The sequence below is a fragment of the Gemmatimonadota bacterium genome, from assembly GCA_016719105.1.
Lineage (GTDB): Bacteria > Gemmatimonadota > Gemmatimonadetes > Gemmatimonadales > Gemmatimonadaceae > SCN-70-22.
Genome location: JADKAQ010000046.1, coordinates 668,630 through 684,802, shown reverse-complemented (window position 1 = coordinate 684,802; position 16,173 = coordinate 668,630). Strand labels below are relative to the sequence as shown.

The 16,173-nt window shown below is 70.2% G+C and carries 13 protein-coding genes; 7 read left to right on the top strand and 6 right to left on the bottom strand.

The genetic code is table 11. The features are described 5' to 3' along the window. Window positions 1–2 precede the first annotated feature (2 nt). From IPN47_26930 to IPN47_26905, 6 genes are all read left to right on the top strand, one after another. Window positions 3–1,253 carry a RagB/SusD family nutrient uptake outer membrane protein gene (locus IPN47_26930; protein MBK9411616.1) on the top strand — a complete coding sequence of 417 codons (1,251 nt, stop codon included), beginning with the start codon at window positions 3–5 and terminating at the stop codon, window positions 1,251–1,253. Between the two features lie 229 nt (window positions 1,254–1,482). Further along, the gene (locus IPN47_26925) at window positions 1,483–2,622 is read left to right on the top strand and encodes an FIST C-terminal domain-containing protein (GenBank protein ID MBK9411615.1); all 1,140 of its coding nucleotides are present in this window, start codon (window positions 1,483–1,485) and stop codon (window positions 2,620–2,622) included. A gap of 2 nt (window positions 2,623–2,624) precedes the next feature. Further along, window positions 2,625–5,714, top strand: a complete 3,090-nt coding sequence (locus IPN47_26920) for a response regulator (protein MBK9411614.1) — start codon at window positions 2,625–2,627, stop codon at window positions 5,712–5,714. 5 nt (window positions 5,715–5,719) lie between these two features. Continuing rightward, window positions 5,720–6,856 carry a response regulator gene (locus tag IPN47_26915; protein MBK9411613.1) on the top strand — a complete coding sequence of 379 codons (1,137 nt, stop codon included), beginning with the start codon at window positions 5,720–5,722 and terminating at the stop codon, window positions 6,854–6,856. Between the two features lie 111 nt (window positions 6,857–6,967). Then, the gene (locus IPN47_26910; protein ID MBK9411612.1) at window positions 6,968–7,741 is read left to right on the top strand and encodes a cobalamin-binding protein; all 774 of its coding nucleotides are present in this window, start codon (window positions 6,968–6,970) and stop codon (window positions 7,739–7,741) included. A gap of 290 nt (window positions 7,742–8,031) precedes the next feature. Continuing rightward, complete coding sequence (locus tag IPN47_26905) at window positions 8,032–8,862, top strand: MBL fold metallo-hydrolase (GenBank protein MBK9411611.1); 831 nt, start codon at window positions 8,032–8,034, stop codon at window positions 8,860–8,862. Between the two features lie 115 nt (window positions 8,863–8,977). On the opposite strand, the gene IPN47_26900 is transcribed toward IPN47_26905, so the two are convergent. The 4 genes from IPN47_26900 to IPN47_26885 are packed head-to-tail and all read right to left on the bottom strand — an operon-like array spanning window position 8,978 to window position 13,461. Further along, entirely contained in the window at window positions 8,978–11,344 is a 2,367-nt protein-coding gene (locus IPN47_26900) for a carbohydrate binding family 9 domain-containing protein (GenBank protein ID MBK9411610.1), read from the bottom strand. Further along, entirely contained in the window at window positions 11,341–12,129 is a 789-nt protein-coding gene (locus tag IPN47_26895; GenBank protein ID MBK9411609.1) for a cytochrome c oxidase assembly protein, read from the bottom strand. The genes IPN47_26900 and IPN47_26895 overlap by 4 nt, the downstream gene beginning before the upstream one ends. Window positions 12,130–12,138: 9 nt before the next feature. Further along, complete coding sequence (locus IPN47_26890) at window positions 12,139–13,272, bottom strand: SCO family protein (GenBank protein MBK9411608.1); 1,134 nt, start codon at window positions 13,270–13,272, stop codon at window positions 12,139–12,141. A 9-nt stretch (window positions 13,273–13,281) separates the two neighbouring features. Further along, complete coding sequence (locus IPN47_26885) at window positions 13,282–13,461, bottom strand: hypothetical protein (GenBank protein MBK9411607.1); 180 nt, start codon at window positions 13,459–13,461, stop codon at window positions 13,282–13,284. Window positions 13,462–13,580: 119 nt separating this feature from the next. On the opposite strand from IPN47_26885, the gene IPN47_26880 reads away from it, so the two are divergent. Then, window positions 13,581–14,087 carry an SET domain-containing protein-lysine N-methyltransferase gene (locus IPN47_26880; protein ID MBK9411606.1) on the top strand — a complete coding sequence of 169 codons (507 nt, stop codon included), beginning with the start codon at window positions 13,581–13,583 and terminating at the stop codon, window positions 14,085–14,087. 128 nt (window positions 14,088–14,215) lie between these two features. Here the strand turns inward: IPN47_26880 and IPN47_26875 are convergent, their stop codons facing one another. Together IPN47_26875 and IPN47_26870 are read right to left on the bottom strand one after the other, a co-directional pair. Then, window positions 14,216–15,184 carry an NAD(P)-dependent alcohol dehydrogenase gene (locus IPN47_26875; protein ID MBK9411605.1) on the bottom strand — a complete coding sequence of 323 codons (969 nt, stop codon included), beginning with the start codon at window positions 15,182–15,184 and terminating at the stop codon, window positions 14,216–14,218. A gap of 277 nt (window positions 15,185–15,461) precedes the next feature. After that, window positions 15,462–16,139, bottom strand: coding sequence for an HAD-IA family hydrolase (locus IPN47_26870; protein MBK9411604.1), 678 nt, complete (start codon window positions 16,137–16,139; stop codon window positions 15,462–15,464). Between the last annotated feature and the right edge of the window lie 34 nt (window positions 16,140–16,173).

Below are 16,173 nucleotides of genomic sequence, written 5' to 3'. Positions count from 1 at the left end.
TCATGACGAATTCCTCGACCATCGCTCGCGCCACCGCGGCCGTCGTCCTGACCGCCGCGCTGTCCGGGTGCACGCTCGACGCGGTGAACCCCGGCCCGATCCAGGCCGACCAACTCAACAACGTCGGTGCCCTCGCCTCGCTGGTGAACGGTACCGGGCGCGACCTGGCCGAAGCGCTCAACTGGACGTCGTATACCGGCGCGGCCGCGTCGCGGGAGATCTTCCCGGGCGGCTCCACCGGGTCGTTCGGCATCACGGTGCGCCAGCAGTCGGGCAAGCTCACCGAGGATGACGACGACACCTTCTGGAACCTCTCGCAGCGCTCGCGCTGGACGGCGGAAGACGTGGTGTCCCGCGCCAAGACGGTGCTGGGCGCCGCGGCCGCCAACAGCGTGCAGCATGCGCAGGCGCTCGTGTGGGCCGGCTTTTCCAACCGTCACCTTGGCGAGAACTTCTGCCAGGGGGTGATCAACGGTGGCGCTCCGCAGGCGCACACCATCTACTTCGATCGGGCCGAGGCGAACTTCACCGAGGCGATCACGGTAGCGACGGCGGCCAACAACACCGCGCTCGTGCAGGCGGCGACGGCTGGACGCGCCTCGGTGCGCCTGTACAAGGGGAACTTCGCCGCTGCCGCGACCGACGCCGGCGCGATCACGAACAACGCCTTCACGTACAAGATGCCGTACTACCAGACCGAACTGGATCAGTACAATCGCATCTACTGGGCGAGCGCGAACCAGCCGTATCGCGCGCACACCGTCTGGAACACGCCGAACGAGGCCTATCGCAAGGCGACGCGCGATCCGCGCGTTCCGTTCGACTCGAGCGCCACGGTGCTCGTGGGCGACGCGGCGGTGGGCAACCTCGGGCGCGTGCGGTGGTACTTCCAGACCAAGTACCCCGATCGCATCACGGGCATCAACCTGGCCTCCGGCTGGGAAATGCGCCTGATCGAGGCCGAAGTGAAGTTGATTGGTGGTGACGTCACCGGGGCGATGGCGATCATCAACGCGCGTCGCACGGGGCTCAGCCTCGCGCCGCGCACCGCCGCCAACGCGACGGAAGCGTGGGCCGTGCTCAAGCGCGAGCGCGGTATCGAGCTCTGGCTCGAGGGGCGGCGCCTGGGTGACCTCCGTCGCTGGGCGGCCGCGAGCCGCCCGGGGGCGCTGGACCCGCTCGAAGAACTCGCCGGGCGTGACCTCTGCTTTGCCACTCCGCTGTCGGAGAAGCAGACCAACCCGAACTTCTAGCCCCGAACAGGCGATGGTCGGGGGGCAGTCTCCCGTCCATTCGCCGTTTCGGTAAGCCATCCGCACCAGGTTCCTCAGGCGCGGCGCTCCCCAATCGGGGGGCGCCGCGCCTCGTTTTGCGCGCCGGGTGCTGAAGCGTGGCGGGAAACGGGACGACACTTCATTCGAAGGCCAGCGAATGGCGTCCCTCACCTTCCACGGGGCGCCGGTGCGTCACCCATTCCCGTCAATGCAGGCACGACAAAGCGTCTGGACACCCCTCGGCGGCTGGGAGGGCGACGGCGAACCGACGCCCGACGCGGCCGCGGCGCTGGTGCTCGTCTTCGGCAGCGTCACGGCGTTGCGCTCTCCGACGGTGTCCTCGTCCATTCAGGCACGCTGGCCCAACGCGCGCGTGGTGGGCTGCTCCACCGCGGGCGAGATCGCCGGCGTCCGCCTGCTCGACGACTCGCTGGTCGCCACGGCGCTCACGTTCGAGCACACACAGGTGCGGATTGCCCGGGCGACGCTGGTCGAATCGGGGGGGAGCCGCGGCCTCGGCGAGGCGCTGGCGCGCGCGCTGCTGACCGAGGATCTCGCGCACGTGCTCGTCTTCTCCGACGGGCTGGAGGTGAACGGGAGCGCCCTGGTCGAGGGGCTCACCGCGGTGCTTCCGTCCGGGGTCGGCGTGACGGGGGGGATGGCGGCCGACGGCGCGCGCTTTGGGGAAACCGTCGTGGTGCACGACGCGGCCCTCGTCCATGGTGGTGCGGTGGCCGTCGGCTTCGTGGGGCGGCGCCTGCAGGTCGGCTACGGATCGTTGGGCGGTTGGGATCCGTTTGGCGCCGAGTGGGAGATCACGCGCGCCGAGGGGAACGTGCTGTACGAACTCGATGGGCGGAGCGCCATACCGCTGTACGAGTCCTATCTGGGCGATCACGCGCGCGACCTCCCGTCGAGCGGCCTCCTCTTTCCGATGGCGCTGCGGCGTGGCGACGATGCGCGTCCGGTGGTGCGCACGCTGCTGGCGCTGGACCGTGAAGCGGGGACGATGACCTTCGCCGGCGACATGCCGATGGGGGCGCGGGCGCGCTTCATGAAGGCGAATTTCGATCGCCTCGTGGACGGGGCCGAGGGGGCGGCGCGTACCGCCACCAAATCGTTAGGCGGGGCCCCGGCAACGGTGGCGCTTCTGATCAGCTGCGTGGGGCGCAAGCTCGTGCTGCAGCAGCGCGTGGAAGAGGAGCTCGACGGGGTGCGCGACGTTCTGGGGGCGTCGCCGGTCCTGGCCGGCTTCTACTCGTACGGCGAGATCGCGCCCTGGGCGACGGGTGGCGCCTGCACGCTGCACAACCAGACGATGACGGTCACCACCCTGCGAGAGGCGTGAGGATGCACAAGCTCCTCGCCCGCCAGCTGCGTCGCGCCTTCGGCACCGAGCAGGCGCTCCCCGACGGACTGGCGCCCTTCCTCGCCATGGTTGATGCGACCTACGTGCAGAGCGACGTGGATCGCGAGATGCTCGAGCGGTCGCTCGACCTGTCGTCACAGGAACTCTCGGAGCGGTCGCGGCGCGCCGAGGCCAAGAGCATGGGGCTGCTGCGCGCGCTCCCCGACTTCGTGCTGTACCTCGGGGCTGATGACACCGTGCTCGACGTGCGCGCGCCGTGGCCGGAGGCGCTGACCTGCGAGGCCCGGCAGGCCATCGGCCATCCGGTCCACGACATCGTTGCCCCTGACGGCGCCCTCGGCGAATGGATGGCCGATGCCCTGCAGGCGGCGCGGGAGGCAGGGACGGTGCAGGTGGTCGAGTTTCGCGACACCTGGCAGGCGGGGGCGCGGCGCGACCTGGAGTTGCGCGTGAGCCCGCTGGATCGAGGCGAGGCGCTCGCGGTCGTTCGCGACATCAGCGAGCGCAAGACCGCCGAACGTGCCTTGCAGGAGTCGCAGGAGCGGCTCGAACTCGCCATCCTCGGCTCGGCCGACGGGTTGTGGGACTGGGACCCACGCACCGGGCGCATCCTCATCTCCCCGCGCTTCCGCGAGATGCTGGGCGCGAGCATCGAGGAACTCCCGGACCGCATCGAGGCGATCGATGCGCGGCTGCACCCGGACGATCGGGCCCGCACCTGGAATGCGGTGGGGGCGCATTTCCAGGAGCAGGTCCCGTTCGACGAGACGTGCCGCGCGCTGCACAACGACGGCGAGTATCGCTGGTTCCAGCTGCGCGGCCAGGCCATCTGGGACGAAATCGGCGAACCGACGCGCATGGCAGGGTCGATTCGCGATATCAGCGACCTCAAGGCGAAGGAGCGTGAGCTGGAGCGCGCCCGCGACGCGGCCGAGGCGGCGAGCCGCGCGAAGGACGAGTTCCTGGCCAACATGAGCCACGAGATTCGCACGCCGATGAACGCCGTGCTCGGGCTCACGCAGCTGCTGCTCGAGGGGGAGCTGCGTTCGCGCGAGCGCGGCTATGCCACGAGCATGCTCGACGCCGGGCGCTCGCTCCTGTCGCTGATCAACGACCTGCTCGACATCTCGCGCATCGAGACCGGGGTCCTCACCCTCGACCCGATGGAGTTCTCGCTGCCGACGACGGTGACCGAGACGTTCCATCTGTTCGAGCCCAAGGCGAGCGCGAAGGGGCTCGCCATCTCGATGACGATCGACGAGCAGTCCCCCGATCGTGTGGTCGGCGATCCGGGGCGCCTGCGCCAGATCCTCATGTGCCTCCTCGACAACGCGGTGAAGTTCACCCCGCAGGGGGCCATCGCCCTGTCGGTGACGGTGGCGCCCGACGACGAGGTGCGCTTCGCCGTGCAGGACACGGGGATCGGCATCCCGGCGGATCGCATGGCCGACATCCTCGAGAAGTTCACCCAGGTCGATGGCGCCTCGACGCGGCGTCACGGCGGGACGGGGATCGGGCTCGCGATCAGCCGCCACCTGGCGCAGCTCATGGGGGGGCGCATCGAGGTGGAGAGCACGCTGGGAGCGGGGAGCCGTTTCACCCTCAGCGTTCCGCTGGCGCGCGCCGCGGCGCCCGCGGCGGTCCTCGGGCCGGTCGCGACGCCGGCGCTGTCCGGCGTCCGCGTGCTGGTGCTCAACGACGATCCCGACTCCAGTCAGCGGTTGCAGGACGATTTCGAGGGGCTGGGGATGACGGTGACGAGCGTCGCGACCCCCGCCGAGGCGTTAGGCGCGCTCCGTACGGGTGCGCGCGGCGGCGATCCCTTCGGCGTGTGCGTGGTCAACGACCGCAGCAGCGACCTGCAGAGCGAGGCGATGGCGCGGGTGATCAAGCGCGACCCGTTGCTGGCCGACACCGTGCTGGCGATCCTGGTGACGCTGGGCATGCCGGGCGATGCGCGGCGCCTGTTCGACGTCGGCTTCACGGCATACCTGGCACCGCCACTGCACGCGGAGGATGTGCGCGACGCCGTGGCGTCGGCGTGGCGCCTCGAGCGCGTCGTGGGCGCGCGCAGCCTGATCACGCGCCATTCACTGGCCGAAGCGCGCGCCCAGCGCGCGCCCCAGGACCGTGCGCCGGGGCGCGAGGTCGCGGAGCTTGCCTTGGCGTCTTCTTCGCAGCAGGAGGGGGCTCGTCCGTCGCACGAGGCGCCACGGGGGGCGGAGGAGGCGCCGCTCGTGCTGGTCGTGGACGACAACGACATCAACCGGCACGTGGCCAACGAGATGCTGCGCCGCATCGGCTGCCGGGTCCTCCTGGCCGACGGTGGCGAGGCGGGGGTGCGGCTGGCCGCCGAGCATCCGTTCGACCTGATCCTCATGGACGTGCAGATGCCGGTCGTGGACGGGTTCGAGGCGGCGGCGCGCATCCGTCAGCAGCAAGCGGCGGGCACGCGACGCACCCCGATCGTCGCGGTGACGGCCAACGCCATGCGCGGCGACCGGCAGCGGTGCCTGGATGGCGGGATGGATGACTACCTCGCGAAGCCCGTGACCCGCGCGGGGTTGTACGATCTGGTGCAGCGCTGGGTGCCGCGCGCCGTGGTCGTGCCTACGCCGGTACGGCGAACGGGGGGCACTCCCGGGGCGGTGCGGGCGCAGGGGGCGATGGACGGATCGGCGCCACCGGTCGCGGTCGCCCCGGCGGCGCCCCCCGTCGACCCCGCGGCCGCCATCCCCGAGAGCGCGCTGGACGTGCGCCAGCTGCGCTCGATCGTCGGCGACGACCCGGCACGGGTGGCGGAGTTCCTCGCGATGTTCGTGTCGCTCACCACCCCCATGGTCGACGCGCTGGTGCAGGCGGTGACGGCCGGCGACGCCACCGAGGTGCGCCGTCAGGCGCACAAGCTCAAGGGGTCGTGCGGGAGTGCGGGGGCGAAGGAGCTCGCGGCCCTCGGCGCGCGCGCCGAGCGGCTGGCGCAGGACGAGGACTGGGGCGCCCTTCGCGGGAGCGTGGGCGAGCTCCGGCACGCGCTCGATCGCGTGAAGGGCGCCATCACCGTCGCCACGTGAACGCCATGTCAACCGACCAGGGGCGCGACCTGCAAACCGTCGTCATCGTCGACGACGACACCTTCGGGCTGGCGCTGCTGCGCACGCTGGTCGAGAAGGTGGGGCCCGTGCACGTGGAGACGTTCGACGACCCGCTGGAGGCGCAGGCCTGGTGCCGCAACCACGACCTCGACGTCCTCATCACCGATTACGAGATGCCGGGGATGAACGGCCTGTCGCTCGTGCGGGCGCTGCGGGCACATCCGCGCACGCGCGACGTCCCCATGATGATGATCACGGCGCTGGAGGACCGCGACATTCGCTACCAGGCGCTGGAGTGCGGTGCCAACGACTACCTCAACAAGCCGCTCGATGCCCCCGAGGTGCGGGCCCGCGTGCGCAACATGCTCGCGGTGGCCGAGGGACAGCGCGCGCTGCAACGACGGTCGGACCTCCTGGCCCGCGAGGTGCGCAGCGCCACCGCGTCGATCGTGGAGCGCGAGCGCGAGATCGTCTTGCGCCTGTCGAGGGCGGCCGAGTTTCGCGACCTCGAGACGGGGTCGCACATCATGCGCATCGCGCACTTCAGCGAACTCATCGCCCGCGCCCTGGGGCAGTCCGAGACCGAGTGCGAGCAGCTGTTCCTCGCGAGCCCCATGCACGACGTGGGGAAGATCGGCATCCCCGACAACGTCCTGCTCAAGCCGGGGCGCTTCAACGAGGAGGAGTTCGCCCTGATGCAGCAGCACACGGTGATCGGGCACCGCATCCTGTCGGGGAGCCAGTCCGAGTTGTTGCAGCTCGCGGCGGAGATCGCGCTCACGCACCATGAGCGCTTCGACGGCGCTGGCTATCCCCACCAGCGCGCGGGTGCCGACATCCCCATCGCCGGGCGCATCGTCGCGGTCGCCGACGTCTTCGATGCCCTGCTGTCGAGCCGCCCCTACAAACGCGCATGGACGGTCGAGGAAGCGCTCGGGATGATCCGCGTGGGGCGCGCGAAGCAGTTCGACCCCGACTGCGTCGACGCCTTCCTGGTGGCGCTGCCGCAGATCCTGGCCACGCGCGAGCGCTTTGCCGAAGAAGACGGGTCGGAAGCCGAGCGGAGCCCGCTCCGCTCGCTGATGCCACCGAAACGGAGCGCCGCCCCGGTCGCGTCCTGACATCGGCCGCGGCGTTCGCACGGCACGCGGCACGCCGCTCGCGGGGGGACATCGGCCGCCGCCGACGCCGGGCCCCCTGCCTGACGTCGCAGGGTGCGGCTACACTGCGGCATGCGCCTCGTCTCGCTCTGCCCCTCGCTCACGGAACTCCTGCACGACCTCGGCGCCGCCGGTGCGGTGGTGGGGCGCACCAAGTTCTGCGTGCATCCCGCGCCCTGGGTGCTCGGCATCGAGGCCGTCGGCGGAACGAAGAACCCGAGACTCGATCGCATCATCGCGCTGGCCCCGGACCTCGTGCTGATGAACGAGGAGGAGAACCGGGCCGACGATGCGCAGGCGCTACGCGAGGCAGGGGTGGCGGTGCACAGTTCGATGCCACGCACCGTGACTGACACCGCGCAGATGGTGCGCTCCATCGCGCACGCCATCGGGCGCGTGGCGGAGGGAGAACGCATCGCCACCGACATCGAACGGCGGGCCCAACGCGTCGCGCAGCGGGCAGCGTCGCTGGCAGAGGTGTCGTACGCGTACCTGATCTGGCGCGACCCCTGGATGACGGTCAACCACGACACGTTCATCAGCGCCATGCTCGCCCTGGCCGGTGGGCGCAACGCGTTCGGCGCGGCGGGCGATCGATATGCCACGGTCACCATCGACCAACTGCGCGCAGCAAGTCCCGACGTCGTCTTCCTGTCGAGCGAGCCCTTTCCCTTCGCCGCGAAGCACGTGGAGGAGCTGTGCGCGCTGACCGGCTGGGCGCCGGCGCGATTCGTCCTGGCCGACGGGGAGCTGCTCTCGTGGCACGGCTCGCGTACCCCGGCCGGGATCGACTACGCCGAGTCGCTCCTGGCGGCGGTGCGCTCGGCGCGGGCGGTGTCGGGGTAGTCGCGCGCGGTCCCCTGCCGCACACGGATGGCCCCGCGCGGGTGGTGACGTGCACGGCCGGGTGGAATCGTCCCGGCGTCGGGCGGGCGATGGCTCGCGCATTCCCTCGAAGCCCAAAGCGATCGATGCTGCGTCATGCACTCGTGACTGGTTGTCTCGTCCTCGCCCCCGTCGCGGCGGAGGGGCGCCTCACCGGCGCGCCGGGTACACCAGCAGCACCAGCAGCACCAGCAGCACCAGCAGCACCAGCGACTCCGGCGAAGCGTGCCGCGCAGGGCGCGAGCGACTCGATGCGTGTGCAGGCGGTGCGTCCCGGGATCCACGTAGTTTCGGGGTTCGAGAACGGCAACGTCCTGGTCCTGGCCAGCGACACCGGGTTGCTCCTCGTCGACGCGCAGAGCCACCAGCGCGTATCGGCGCTCGACCGCGCACTCGCTGGGCTGCTCGGCGGACGCTCGCCGCATCGCGTGCGGGCGGTGGTCAACACGCACTACCATGGCGATCACACCGAGGGCAACGCCTTCTTTCGCCAGTTGGGGGCCACGGTCATCGCCCACCGCAATGCGGCGATGCAGGCGGCCAAGGACACCACGATCGCAGAATGGGACAACTGGCACCGCACCCCGCTGGCGCCGGCGGCGATGCCGACGCAGCTGGTGGGTGACTCCGCCGCATTCGATTTCGGCGCGCAGCGCGTGGTCCTCGTGCACGCGCCGCGTGCGCATACCGACGGCGACCTGCTCGTCTGGTTGCCGCGCGCCAACGTGCTCCACATCGGCGACATCCTCGAGGTGGGGGCGCCACCGTTCATCGACTGGTGGGCCGGTGGTTCGCTGCGCGGGATGGTGGCGACGATCGATCGTGTCCTGCCGATGGTGAACGACCGCACCATCATCGTTCCCGGGCACGGCGCGGTGGCCACGCGCGCCGAGCTGCAGCGCTACCGTGCCATGCTGCTGGCGGTCGAGGCGCGTGTGTCGGCCAGCGTGGGGCGTGGGGCGTCACTGCCGCAGGCGCTGGCCGAGCGCCCGGCGCGTGAGTGGGAGGCGTCGATGGGGGGAGAGCGGCGTGCCGGGCACTTCGTGCGCCTGGTCTACTACGGCGTGGCTCACCACCGGTGAGCGTCACGGCGCTGCCCCGATGCCGCCTGTTCGGCGGCGCTGGAGCGCGCTGCGTCAGCGGCGCTGGAGCGCGCTGCGTCAGCGCGCTGCGTCAGCGGCGCAGAAGCGCGCTGCGTCAGCGGCGCAGAAGGTAGCTCAGCTTGATGAAGAAGCCGTCACGCACGCGCTCCAACTCGCGAAAGCGGAACGGGCGCGGCTCGGTGAGCGAGCTGCCGTAGCCGGCGAAGAAGACCGTCCCCGGGCTGGGGACGTACGACACCAGCCAGTCCATGCGAAAGTCGCGCGTCGTCGTCGCACTGGCGAGTGCGGCTACCCCGTCGGTGGTGATGACGATCGGGCGGTTCGTGGCGGGATCGCGCAGGGCGTCGCGGCGCCGGGCGTCGTACTGCCCCACGACGCGCAGGAAGAGCGCGCGCGTGAGCTGGTACTCGGCGCGGAGGCGCGGGACGTTGGCTTGCGAGAGCGTCGATCCGTCGCGCCACCGGGCGTAGTGGCTGTAGAGATACGACGTCGTCAGCCGCAACTGCGTGGACGGACGGAAGTCGGCCTCGGCGGTGAAGTCGGCGCGGCGGGCAGGGGCGGTCTCGAAGAAGTCGACGTCACGTCCGACGAAGGCGGTGAAGCGCCCCGTCCACGACCGGAACTGCGGCGTGTTGACGCGGATGAGCCCCACGAAGGTCGACGTGCGCGGCGACGGAGTGAAGGCGAGCGTATCGATCCCGCTATCGTCGGGGCGCGCGCGCAGCGTGGCGTAGCCGGTGTACTTCCGCTCGTCGAACGCCCAGGACTCGCGCACCGGGGTGATGCTCACCACCCACCCGCCGCGGATGTTGGTCACCGTCTCGAGCTGGACCTTGGTCTCCTGCACGCTGCGTCCGTCCCAGAACTTGTCGTACAGCCACAGTGCGTCGTAGCCCTGGCGCATGAGGAAGCTCTGGACGAACGACTCCGGCTTGCCGTAGAACGAGACGCGATTGTAGAACGACGCGCTGACGTAGTCGCTCCGCGGGACGTAGCCGGCGACGGCCTCGAAGTCGGGGGCGACGCTGGTGATGCCGTAGCGCAGGCCGAAGCGCAGCCCCTGCCGGTTCATGAACGTGTCGAGGTAGGGCGCCGTTCGCACCTCGCCCCCGCCAACCGGGCGCCGCGCACTTCCACCGGCGGTGGCATTGAACGTGTAGACCTTCCGGAAGACGATGCGGGTGTCGGCCATCGCGACGCGCGAGAAGCCGGCACCCTCCGTGCGGTCGGTGAACGACAGCCCAGCGGTGGAGGCGGAGAAGAGGTCGCGCCGCACGCGCAGGAGGTTGATGAGCGGGCGCGCCTCCCCGTCGGTCGAGGCGGCGCGTCCGTCGAGGGCCCCCATCCATGCCAGCGTCGTGTGCCCGATGCGCCCGGTGAGCTTGGCCGCCGCGTCGGGCTGGAGGATGCGCCGCGTGTACATCAGGTTGCCGGGAGCGTCGAAGTACTCGCTGCCATCCAGGAAGAAGGGGCGCCGCTCGGGGAAGAAGAGGGCGAAGCGCGTGTCACCCGGCACCTGCGCCGCATCGGCCTCGACCTGCGAGAAGTCGGGGCGCACCGTCGCGTTGAGCGTGATGTTGGGAGCCAGTCGCAACCTCACGTTGCCGCCGAGGTTCGCCTTCGAACCGTACGACCACCCCTCGCCCGAGCTCCCCGACGGCTCGCCCGACAGCGACTGGGTGAATTCGGGGTTCACTTCGGTCACAAGCTCGCGATGCAACCCGGCGAAGCCGCGCAGCGTCCCGGACTGCACGAGGAACGAGGCCGCCCCGCGGCGCGTCGGCATCCAGGTCTGCTGGTTGCCGGTGTGCTGCACGTAGCGAATCACGTTGAGCGCCCAGCTCTGCGCATCCGTCCCCTGGAAGCGAATGCTCTTGAGCGGGACGCGCAGCTCGATTTCGTATCCGCCCTCGATGACGCGTCCCTTGGACTCGAAGAGGAAGTCGGGAGAGAGATCGATGTTGGCCGGCGGGTTGCTGCCGAAGGTCTGCCCCCGCGGCTGCGGTGGGTTGAACCCCTCGCTGCGTACCCCGTCGGCCTGCACGCCTAACGGGTTGACCCCGAAGATGAAGGCGCGTCGCCGGTCGTTGAACGGATCGAGGACGATCTGGATGTAGTCGTCGCTGTCGATCTTGTCGCGCGCGGCCAGGGTGGCGTGCACGTCGCTGTGGCGTTCGAAGGCCCGCACGCCGAAGTACACGTCCCGACTCGTGTACCAGACGTAGACCTCGGTCGAGTCGTCGGCCGGGATGTTGTCGATGGGGAGGTAGTTGGAGAAGCCCGTGAGCAGCGCCGCCTTCTGCCAGGCCCCGTCGTCCAGGACGCCGTCGATCGTGACGCTCTCCCCTTCGAGGCGCGGGATGTCGGCGGACGTTTCCTTGCGGCGCGCGTGGTAGGTGCGCTGTTGCGCCCCGGCCGGCAGCGCGAGAACGAGGGCTGCCAGCAGGAGTGCGGTTCTCATCCTTCCGTCTTCGACCAGTTGAAGAAGATCACCGACAGCCCGATGAAAGCGACCAAGGCCCCGCCAATGCTCATCAACGCCCCGGCGGCCTGGTGGTCGTCCCGCGACGAGATCCCCGGCAGGGGCGGCGCGAGTTCATACCAGCCGTACATCGGCGTCTCGCTGTAGGCGAGGAACCCCGCCAGCCCGAACATGATCGGCGAGAACATCAGTCCGCCAATCAGGTACAGCATGCGCAGCGGCGGCGGAAACTTCGCGCGCACCGGGACCGGGACGACGATCGGCCACCAGAAGAAGCACCCGGTCACCAGCCAGGCCAGGTCGATCGCCATCGACCCCAGCTGCGATGGCATCAGCGCATCGGCGACGAACGGGAGGTGCGTCACCAGCACCGTCACGTTGAAGATCGCCAGCGCGAAGAGCGGCGAGGTCACCTGCTGCATGATCGCGCTGTTGGCGATGGTCGCCTGCGCCGCCGGCGAGATGCCGCGCAGCAGCAGCGGCGGCGCCACCAGCCCGATGAGCAGGAACTGCAGCATGTGGACGCTGGCCAGGTGGCTCGCGCCTAACGGGCCGATGGGCCAGTCGAGCGCCAGCCAGAGGATCAGCACCCCAACCGCGAACAGCGGGTGCAGCGGCGCCGGCGCCTCACCGGCGCGTCGTGCCGCCGAGCGGTTCCATGCGACGACCGCGAGCACCAACAGGACGATGAACCCCCACACGCCCACGTACGCGGTCCAGCCCCACGTCCACGCGGTGGCTTCGGCCTTGCACCAGAACTGCATGATCGTCCCCTACTGGCCGAGCGAAGAAGCGGCGGCGGTGAGCATCCGCTCCACGTCCGCGTAGGCCACCACGTTGGCCACCACGATCACATCGCCGGCCCTGCGGAAGCGCAGGCGAACGGGGACCGCGTCCCCCACCGATGGGCGCACCTTGAAGTCGTGGAGCATGATGTGCCGCGCGCCGGGGAGGAACTGCAGCGTCTCGCCCGAGCGCAGCACGACCTCCGCAAGCGGCATCATGTGTCCCATCGCCTGGTGATCGCCGGGCATCGTTTCGTGCATCGAGGCGCGACCGGCGGCGGGACTCTCGACGGCGTAGAGCGTGTCCTCGCTCGCGCCGTTGCGCAGCACGAGATAGAGCGCCCCCTCGGTGGTCGTCGCCGGCTGCGGCATGAGCGCCGCCGCCACGCGAATCGCCACCGCCGGCGCCGCGGACTCGGCCATCGGCTTGAGGTCGACGCCCCCCGGCCCGGACGGCGCGGTGCCGTTAGGCAGCTCGCCGCGGGCAAGCTTGGGGAGGTCGTGCGCCCAGTCGTCCTGCCGGATCCCGAACGGGTACTCGAGTCGCGAATAGCCGTCGGTGCTGAAGGCGAGGACCTGCGCCGCATGCCCCACGAGGTACTCCTGCGGTGCGGCGGCGGGCTTCTGCGACAGGTCGATCGGCGGCATGCGCAGCGTGTAGAGGATGCGGTTCACCTCCTCCACGCTGCCGCGCAGCCCGATGAAGCTCGGGTCGAAGCCCCCCAGCCACTCCTTGAGGCGCGCGGGGGTGTCGCGCTCGGGGTCGGTCGAGACGAAGACGAACCGGATCGCGTCGCGTGCCTCGAACGGGAGCTTCTTGAGCACCGCGGCCACGTTCGCCACGTGCAACGGGCAGACGTCGGGGCAGTGCGTGTAGCCGAAGAAAAGGAGCGTGACCTTGCCGTTGGTGGCCAGCCGGAAGTTGAACGGCTCGCCATTGAAGTCGGTCAGCGTGAAGTCGGGCTTCTCGCGCGGCGGGGAGGTGATGACGCCGCGAAAGCCACTCGTGCTCGCCGCATCGGCCGACTCGCCCGCCTTGTCACCCGCTCCGCGGCCGCACGCCGAAAAGAGCAGCGCCCCGCCGAGTGTGAGCCCGGCGAGCAATCGATGGTGGAGTTGCATGATCCAGCGCTAGAACTCGCGCTTCTTCATCTCCTTGAAGATCTTCTTCGCATCGGAGTCGTCGCCGGTATCGCTGCTCCCTCGGGTCGCCTCGAGAGTCGGATCCGTGTACGCCGAGCGCTTCTGGCTCGCCTTCGCCGCCTTGGCGGCGTTCTTCCGCACGAGCGCCTGCAACTGCTTGTCGTTCATCCCCGGCTCCTGTCTGGGTAAGGGGAATGGCGGTGCCCCGAGAATGCTGCGGCAACGGGGCCCTTAATCGTAAGCAACCGCCGCCCTCCGGCGGGAGCGGGGCGCCCTATCTTCCCCCCATGTCCTCCGTGCCCCGCGACGCCGATTCGTCCCCGCCCTCTCCCCCCATCGCGTCCCCGGCCGGCGACCCGTTCGAGATCCGTGACTCGCCGATCCAGGGGAAGGGAGCCTTCGCCACCCGCTACATCCCCCCCGGCGTTCGCCTCATCGAGTACGCCGGCGAGCGCCTGACGCCGGCCCAGTCCGAGGCGCGCTATCCCGACGTCCCCGGGGAGCGGCACCACACCTTCCTCTTCGCCATCGACGACGACGTGGTGGTCGACGCAGCGGTCAACGGGAACGACGCGCGCTGGATCAACCACTCCTGCGACCCCAACTGCGACGCCGTCATCGACGGCGGACGCATCTGGATCGAGTCGATCCGCGACATCGTGAGCGGCGAGGAGCTGGCGTACGACTACGCGTACATCCTCGAGGAACGCCACACACCGGCGGCCAAGAAGCGCTTCCCCTGCCACTGCGGAGCGGAGAACTGTCGAGGGACGATCCTCGCGAAGAAGCGCTAGGGCAGTACGGCACGCCAGTCCTTCTTCGCGGCTTCGCGCCTTCGCGTGAGGAAACCAACTGCGGGCTCACGCGAAGCCGCGAATGCGCGAAGGGCGTGGCGCGGAATGGAGGGTCCGGCGTGCGAGGGTCAGGGGATCGACACGACCACCTTGCCACGCGCGCGCCCGGTCTCGAGGTAGGCCATCGCCTCGGGAAGCTGGTCGAAGCGATAAGTGCGATCGACGACGGGGGTCACCTTCCCCGAATCGATCAGCGCTCGCAGGACGTCGAGGTCGGGTTGGGTGATCCGGGCGATGAAGAAGTGCATGGGCTGGTCGCCCAGCCATGAGTACACCATGGTGGCGGCGGCCCGCGGCAGCGGGTCGAACCACCGCCCCGACGGCCCCCCGATCATGACGTAGGTCCCGCGCGGCGCGAGCACCTGGCGCATCGTGCCTAACGGGTGGTTGCCCACCATGTCGATGATGACGTCGTAGCGATCGGGTTGCTGCGTGAAGTCGACCGTGGTGTAGTCGATGACGTGATCGGCACCGATGGCGCGCACCATGGCCGCGTTGCGGCTGCTGCACACCCCAGTGACCTCTGCGCCGAGTGCCTTGGCGATCTGGACCGCGTACGTGCCGACGCCGCCGGAGGCCCCATTCACGAGGACGCGTGAACCGGCGCGCACCGCCCCCTGGTCGCGCACCCCCTGGAGCGCGGTGATCGCCGCGATGGGAATGGACGCCGCCTGCGCCATCGTGATGCGCGCCGGCTTGGGCATCAGGCGCGACTCCCGCGCCACCACGTACTCGGCGAACGCCCCGCTGGCCGCCCCGAAGACCGAGTCGCCGGGATGGAAACGCGTCACCCGCTTCCCGACCGCCTCGACCACGCCGGCGAAGTCGGTCCCCATCGCGATCTCCGATGGCACACGCCACCCCATGCTGGGTCGAGCGATCATCGGGGTCCCGCGCATCTCGTGCCAGTCGGCCGGGTTCACCGAGACGGCGAGGACGCGGACCAGCACCTGCGAGTCGTTCGGGACCGGCCGGGGGAGCGTCTCGTAGCGAAGCGCCGAGGGCGGGCCATAGGTGCAGTGGATGTAGGCGCGCATCGCCTGCGTCGGGTTGGCCCGATCAGGGTGAGGGCAGTCATTGCTCGACCGCCAGTAGGCAATGCCGCCGCTCACCACCCCAACCAACAACAGCAGGAGCACCAGCTTTCCCACCATTCGGGCGCCCCGCGCCACTCGTCCTGCCTGCTTCGCCATGATTCACTCCCCGCGCGCGGTGGCGCGCCTGACTCCCATTGGATACCCATAGGAAGTACGGGGGGGGCGGGCGAACGGTTTCAGTGAGTGGTCGGGGCGACACCGGCGCCGGGGTGCGAGGCTAGCCGCCCAGCAGGACGTGAAAGACGTCGTGTCCACCCAGGACGGGCTGCGCCCCGTGGTCTCGCCCGATGCGTACCTCGGTGAGGTCACGCACGATGCGGGTGGCGTCGGTGAGTCGCTCGGCCGGGTAGGTGGTGGCCAGCCCGACGACGCGCGCGCCGGCGGCGAGTCCTGCCTGGATCCCCGGGGGGGCGTCCTCGAAGACGACGCATTCGGCTGGGGCGATGCCGAGTGCGCGTGCGCCGGCGAGGTAGCCGTCGGGGGCCGGCTTTCCGGCGCCGATGCGTTCGGCGGCGATCAGGACGCGCGGGATGGGGAGACCGCAGGCGGCCAGTCGTGCCCGCGCCAGCGCGTCGGAGCATGAGGTGACGATCGCCCACGCCAGCCCGGGCAGGTGTGCCAGCAGCGCTGCGGCGCCCGGCATGGCCACCACCCCCTCCAGGTCGTTCCGCTCCACCTCGTCGATCCAGGCCGTCTCGGCGGCGATGTCGAGGTGCGGGGCGATGTCGCGGAGCGTGTCACTGGCGCGGCGTCCGTGCGCGATGGGGACGATGGCGTCGGCGTCGAAGCCGCGCCGCTCCGCCCAGCGCTGCCAGGTGCGCTCGACGACCGCGCGCGAGTCGACGAGGACGCCGTCCATGTCGAACAGGAAGCCGTGGCACTTGAGGAGCGACATCGGTCGTGGGGAGCGGGAGGGAGGGGTCGGCGAC

Excerpts from the sequence above, each read along its gene's own strand:
- IPN47_26930 (MBK9411616.1), top strand. The coding sequence starts at position 3 with ATGACGAATTCCTCGACCATCGCTCGCGCCACCGCGGCCGTCGTCCTG.
- IPN47_26925 (MBK9411615.1), top strand. The coding sequence starts at position 1,483 with ATGCAGGCACGACAAAGCGTCTGGACACCCCTCGGCGGCTGGGAGGGC.
- IPN47_26920 (MBK9411614.1), top strand. The coding sequence starts at position 2,625 with ATGCACAAGCTCCTCGCCCGCCAGCTGCGTCGCGCCTTCGGCACCGAG.
- IPN47_26915 (MBK9411613.1), top strand. The coding sequence starts at position 5,720 with ATGTCAACCGACCAGGGGCGCGACCTGCAAACCGTCGTCATCGTCGAC.
- IPN47_26910 (MBK9411612.1), top strand. The coding sequence starts at position 6,968 with ATGCGCCTCGTCTCGCTCTGCCCCTCGCTCACGGAACTCCTGCACGAC.
- IPN47_26905 (MBK9411611.1), top strand. The coding sequence starts at position 8,032 with ATGCGTGTGCAGGCGGTGCGTCCCGGGATCCACGTAGTTTCGGGGTTC.
- IPN47_26900 (MBK9411610.1), bottom strand. The coding sequence starts at position 11,344 with ATGAGAACCGCACTCCTGCTGGCAGCCCTCGTTCTCGCGCTGCCGGCC.
- IPN47_26895 (MBK9411609.1), bottom strand. The coding sequence starts at position 12,129 with ATGCAGTTCTGGTGCAAGGCCGAAGCCACCGCGTGGACGTGGGGCTGG.
- IPN47_26890 (MBK9411608.1), bottom strand. The coding sequence starts at position 13,272 with ATGCAACTCCACCATCGATTGCTCGCCGGGCTCACACTCGGCGGGGCG.
- IPN47_26885 (MBK9411607.1), bottom strand. The coding sequence starts at position 13,461 with ATGAACGACAAGCAGTTGCAGGCGCTCGTGCGGAAGAACGCCGCCAAG.
- IPN47_26880 (MBK9411606.1), top strand. The coding sequence starts at position 13,581 with ATGTCCTCCGTGCCCCGCGACGCCGATTCGTCCCCGCCCTCTCCCCCC.
- IPN47_26875 (MBK9411605.1), bottom strand. The coding sequence starts at position 15,184 with ATGCGCGCCTACATCCACTGCACCTATGGCCCGCCCTCGGCGCTTCGC.
- IPN47_26870 (MBK9411604.1), bottom strand. The coding sequence starts at position 16,139 with ATGTCGCTCCTCAAGTGCCACGGCTTCCTGTTCGACATGGACGGCGTC.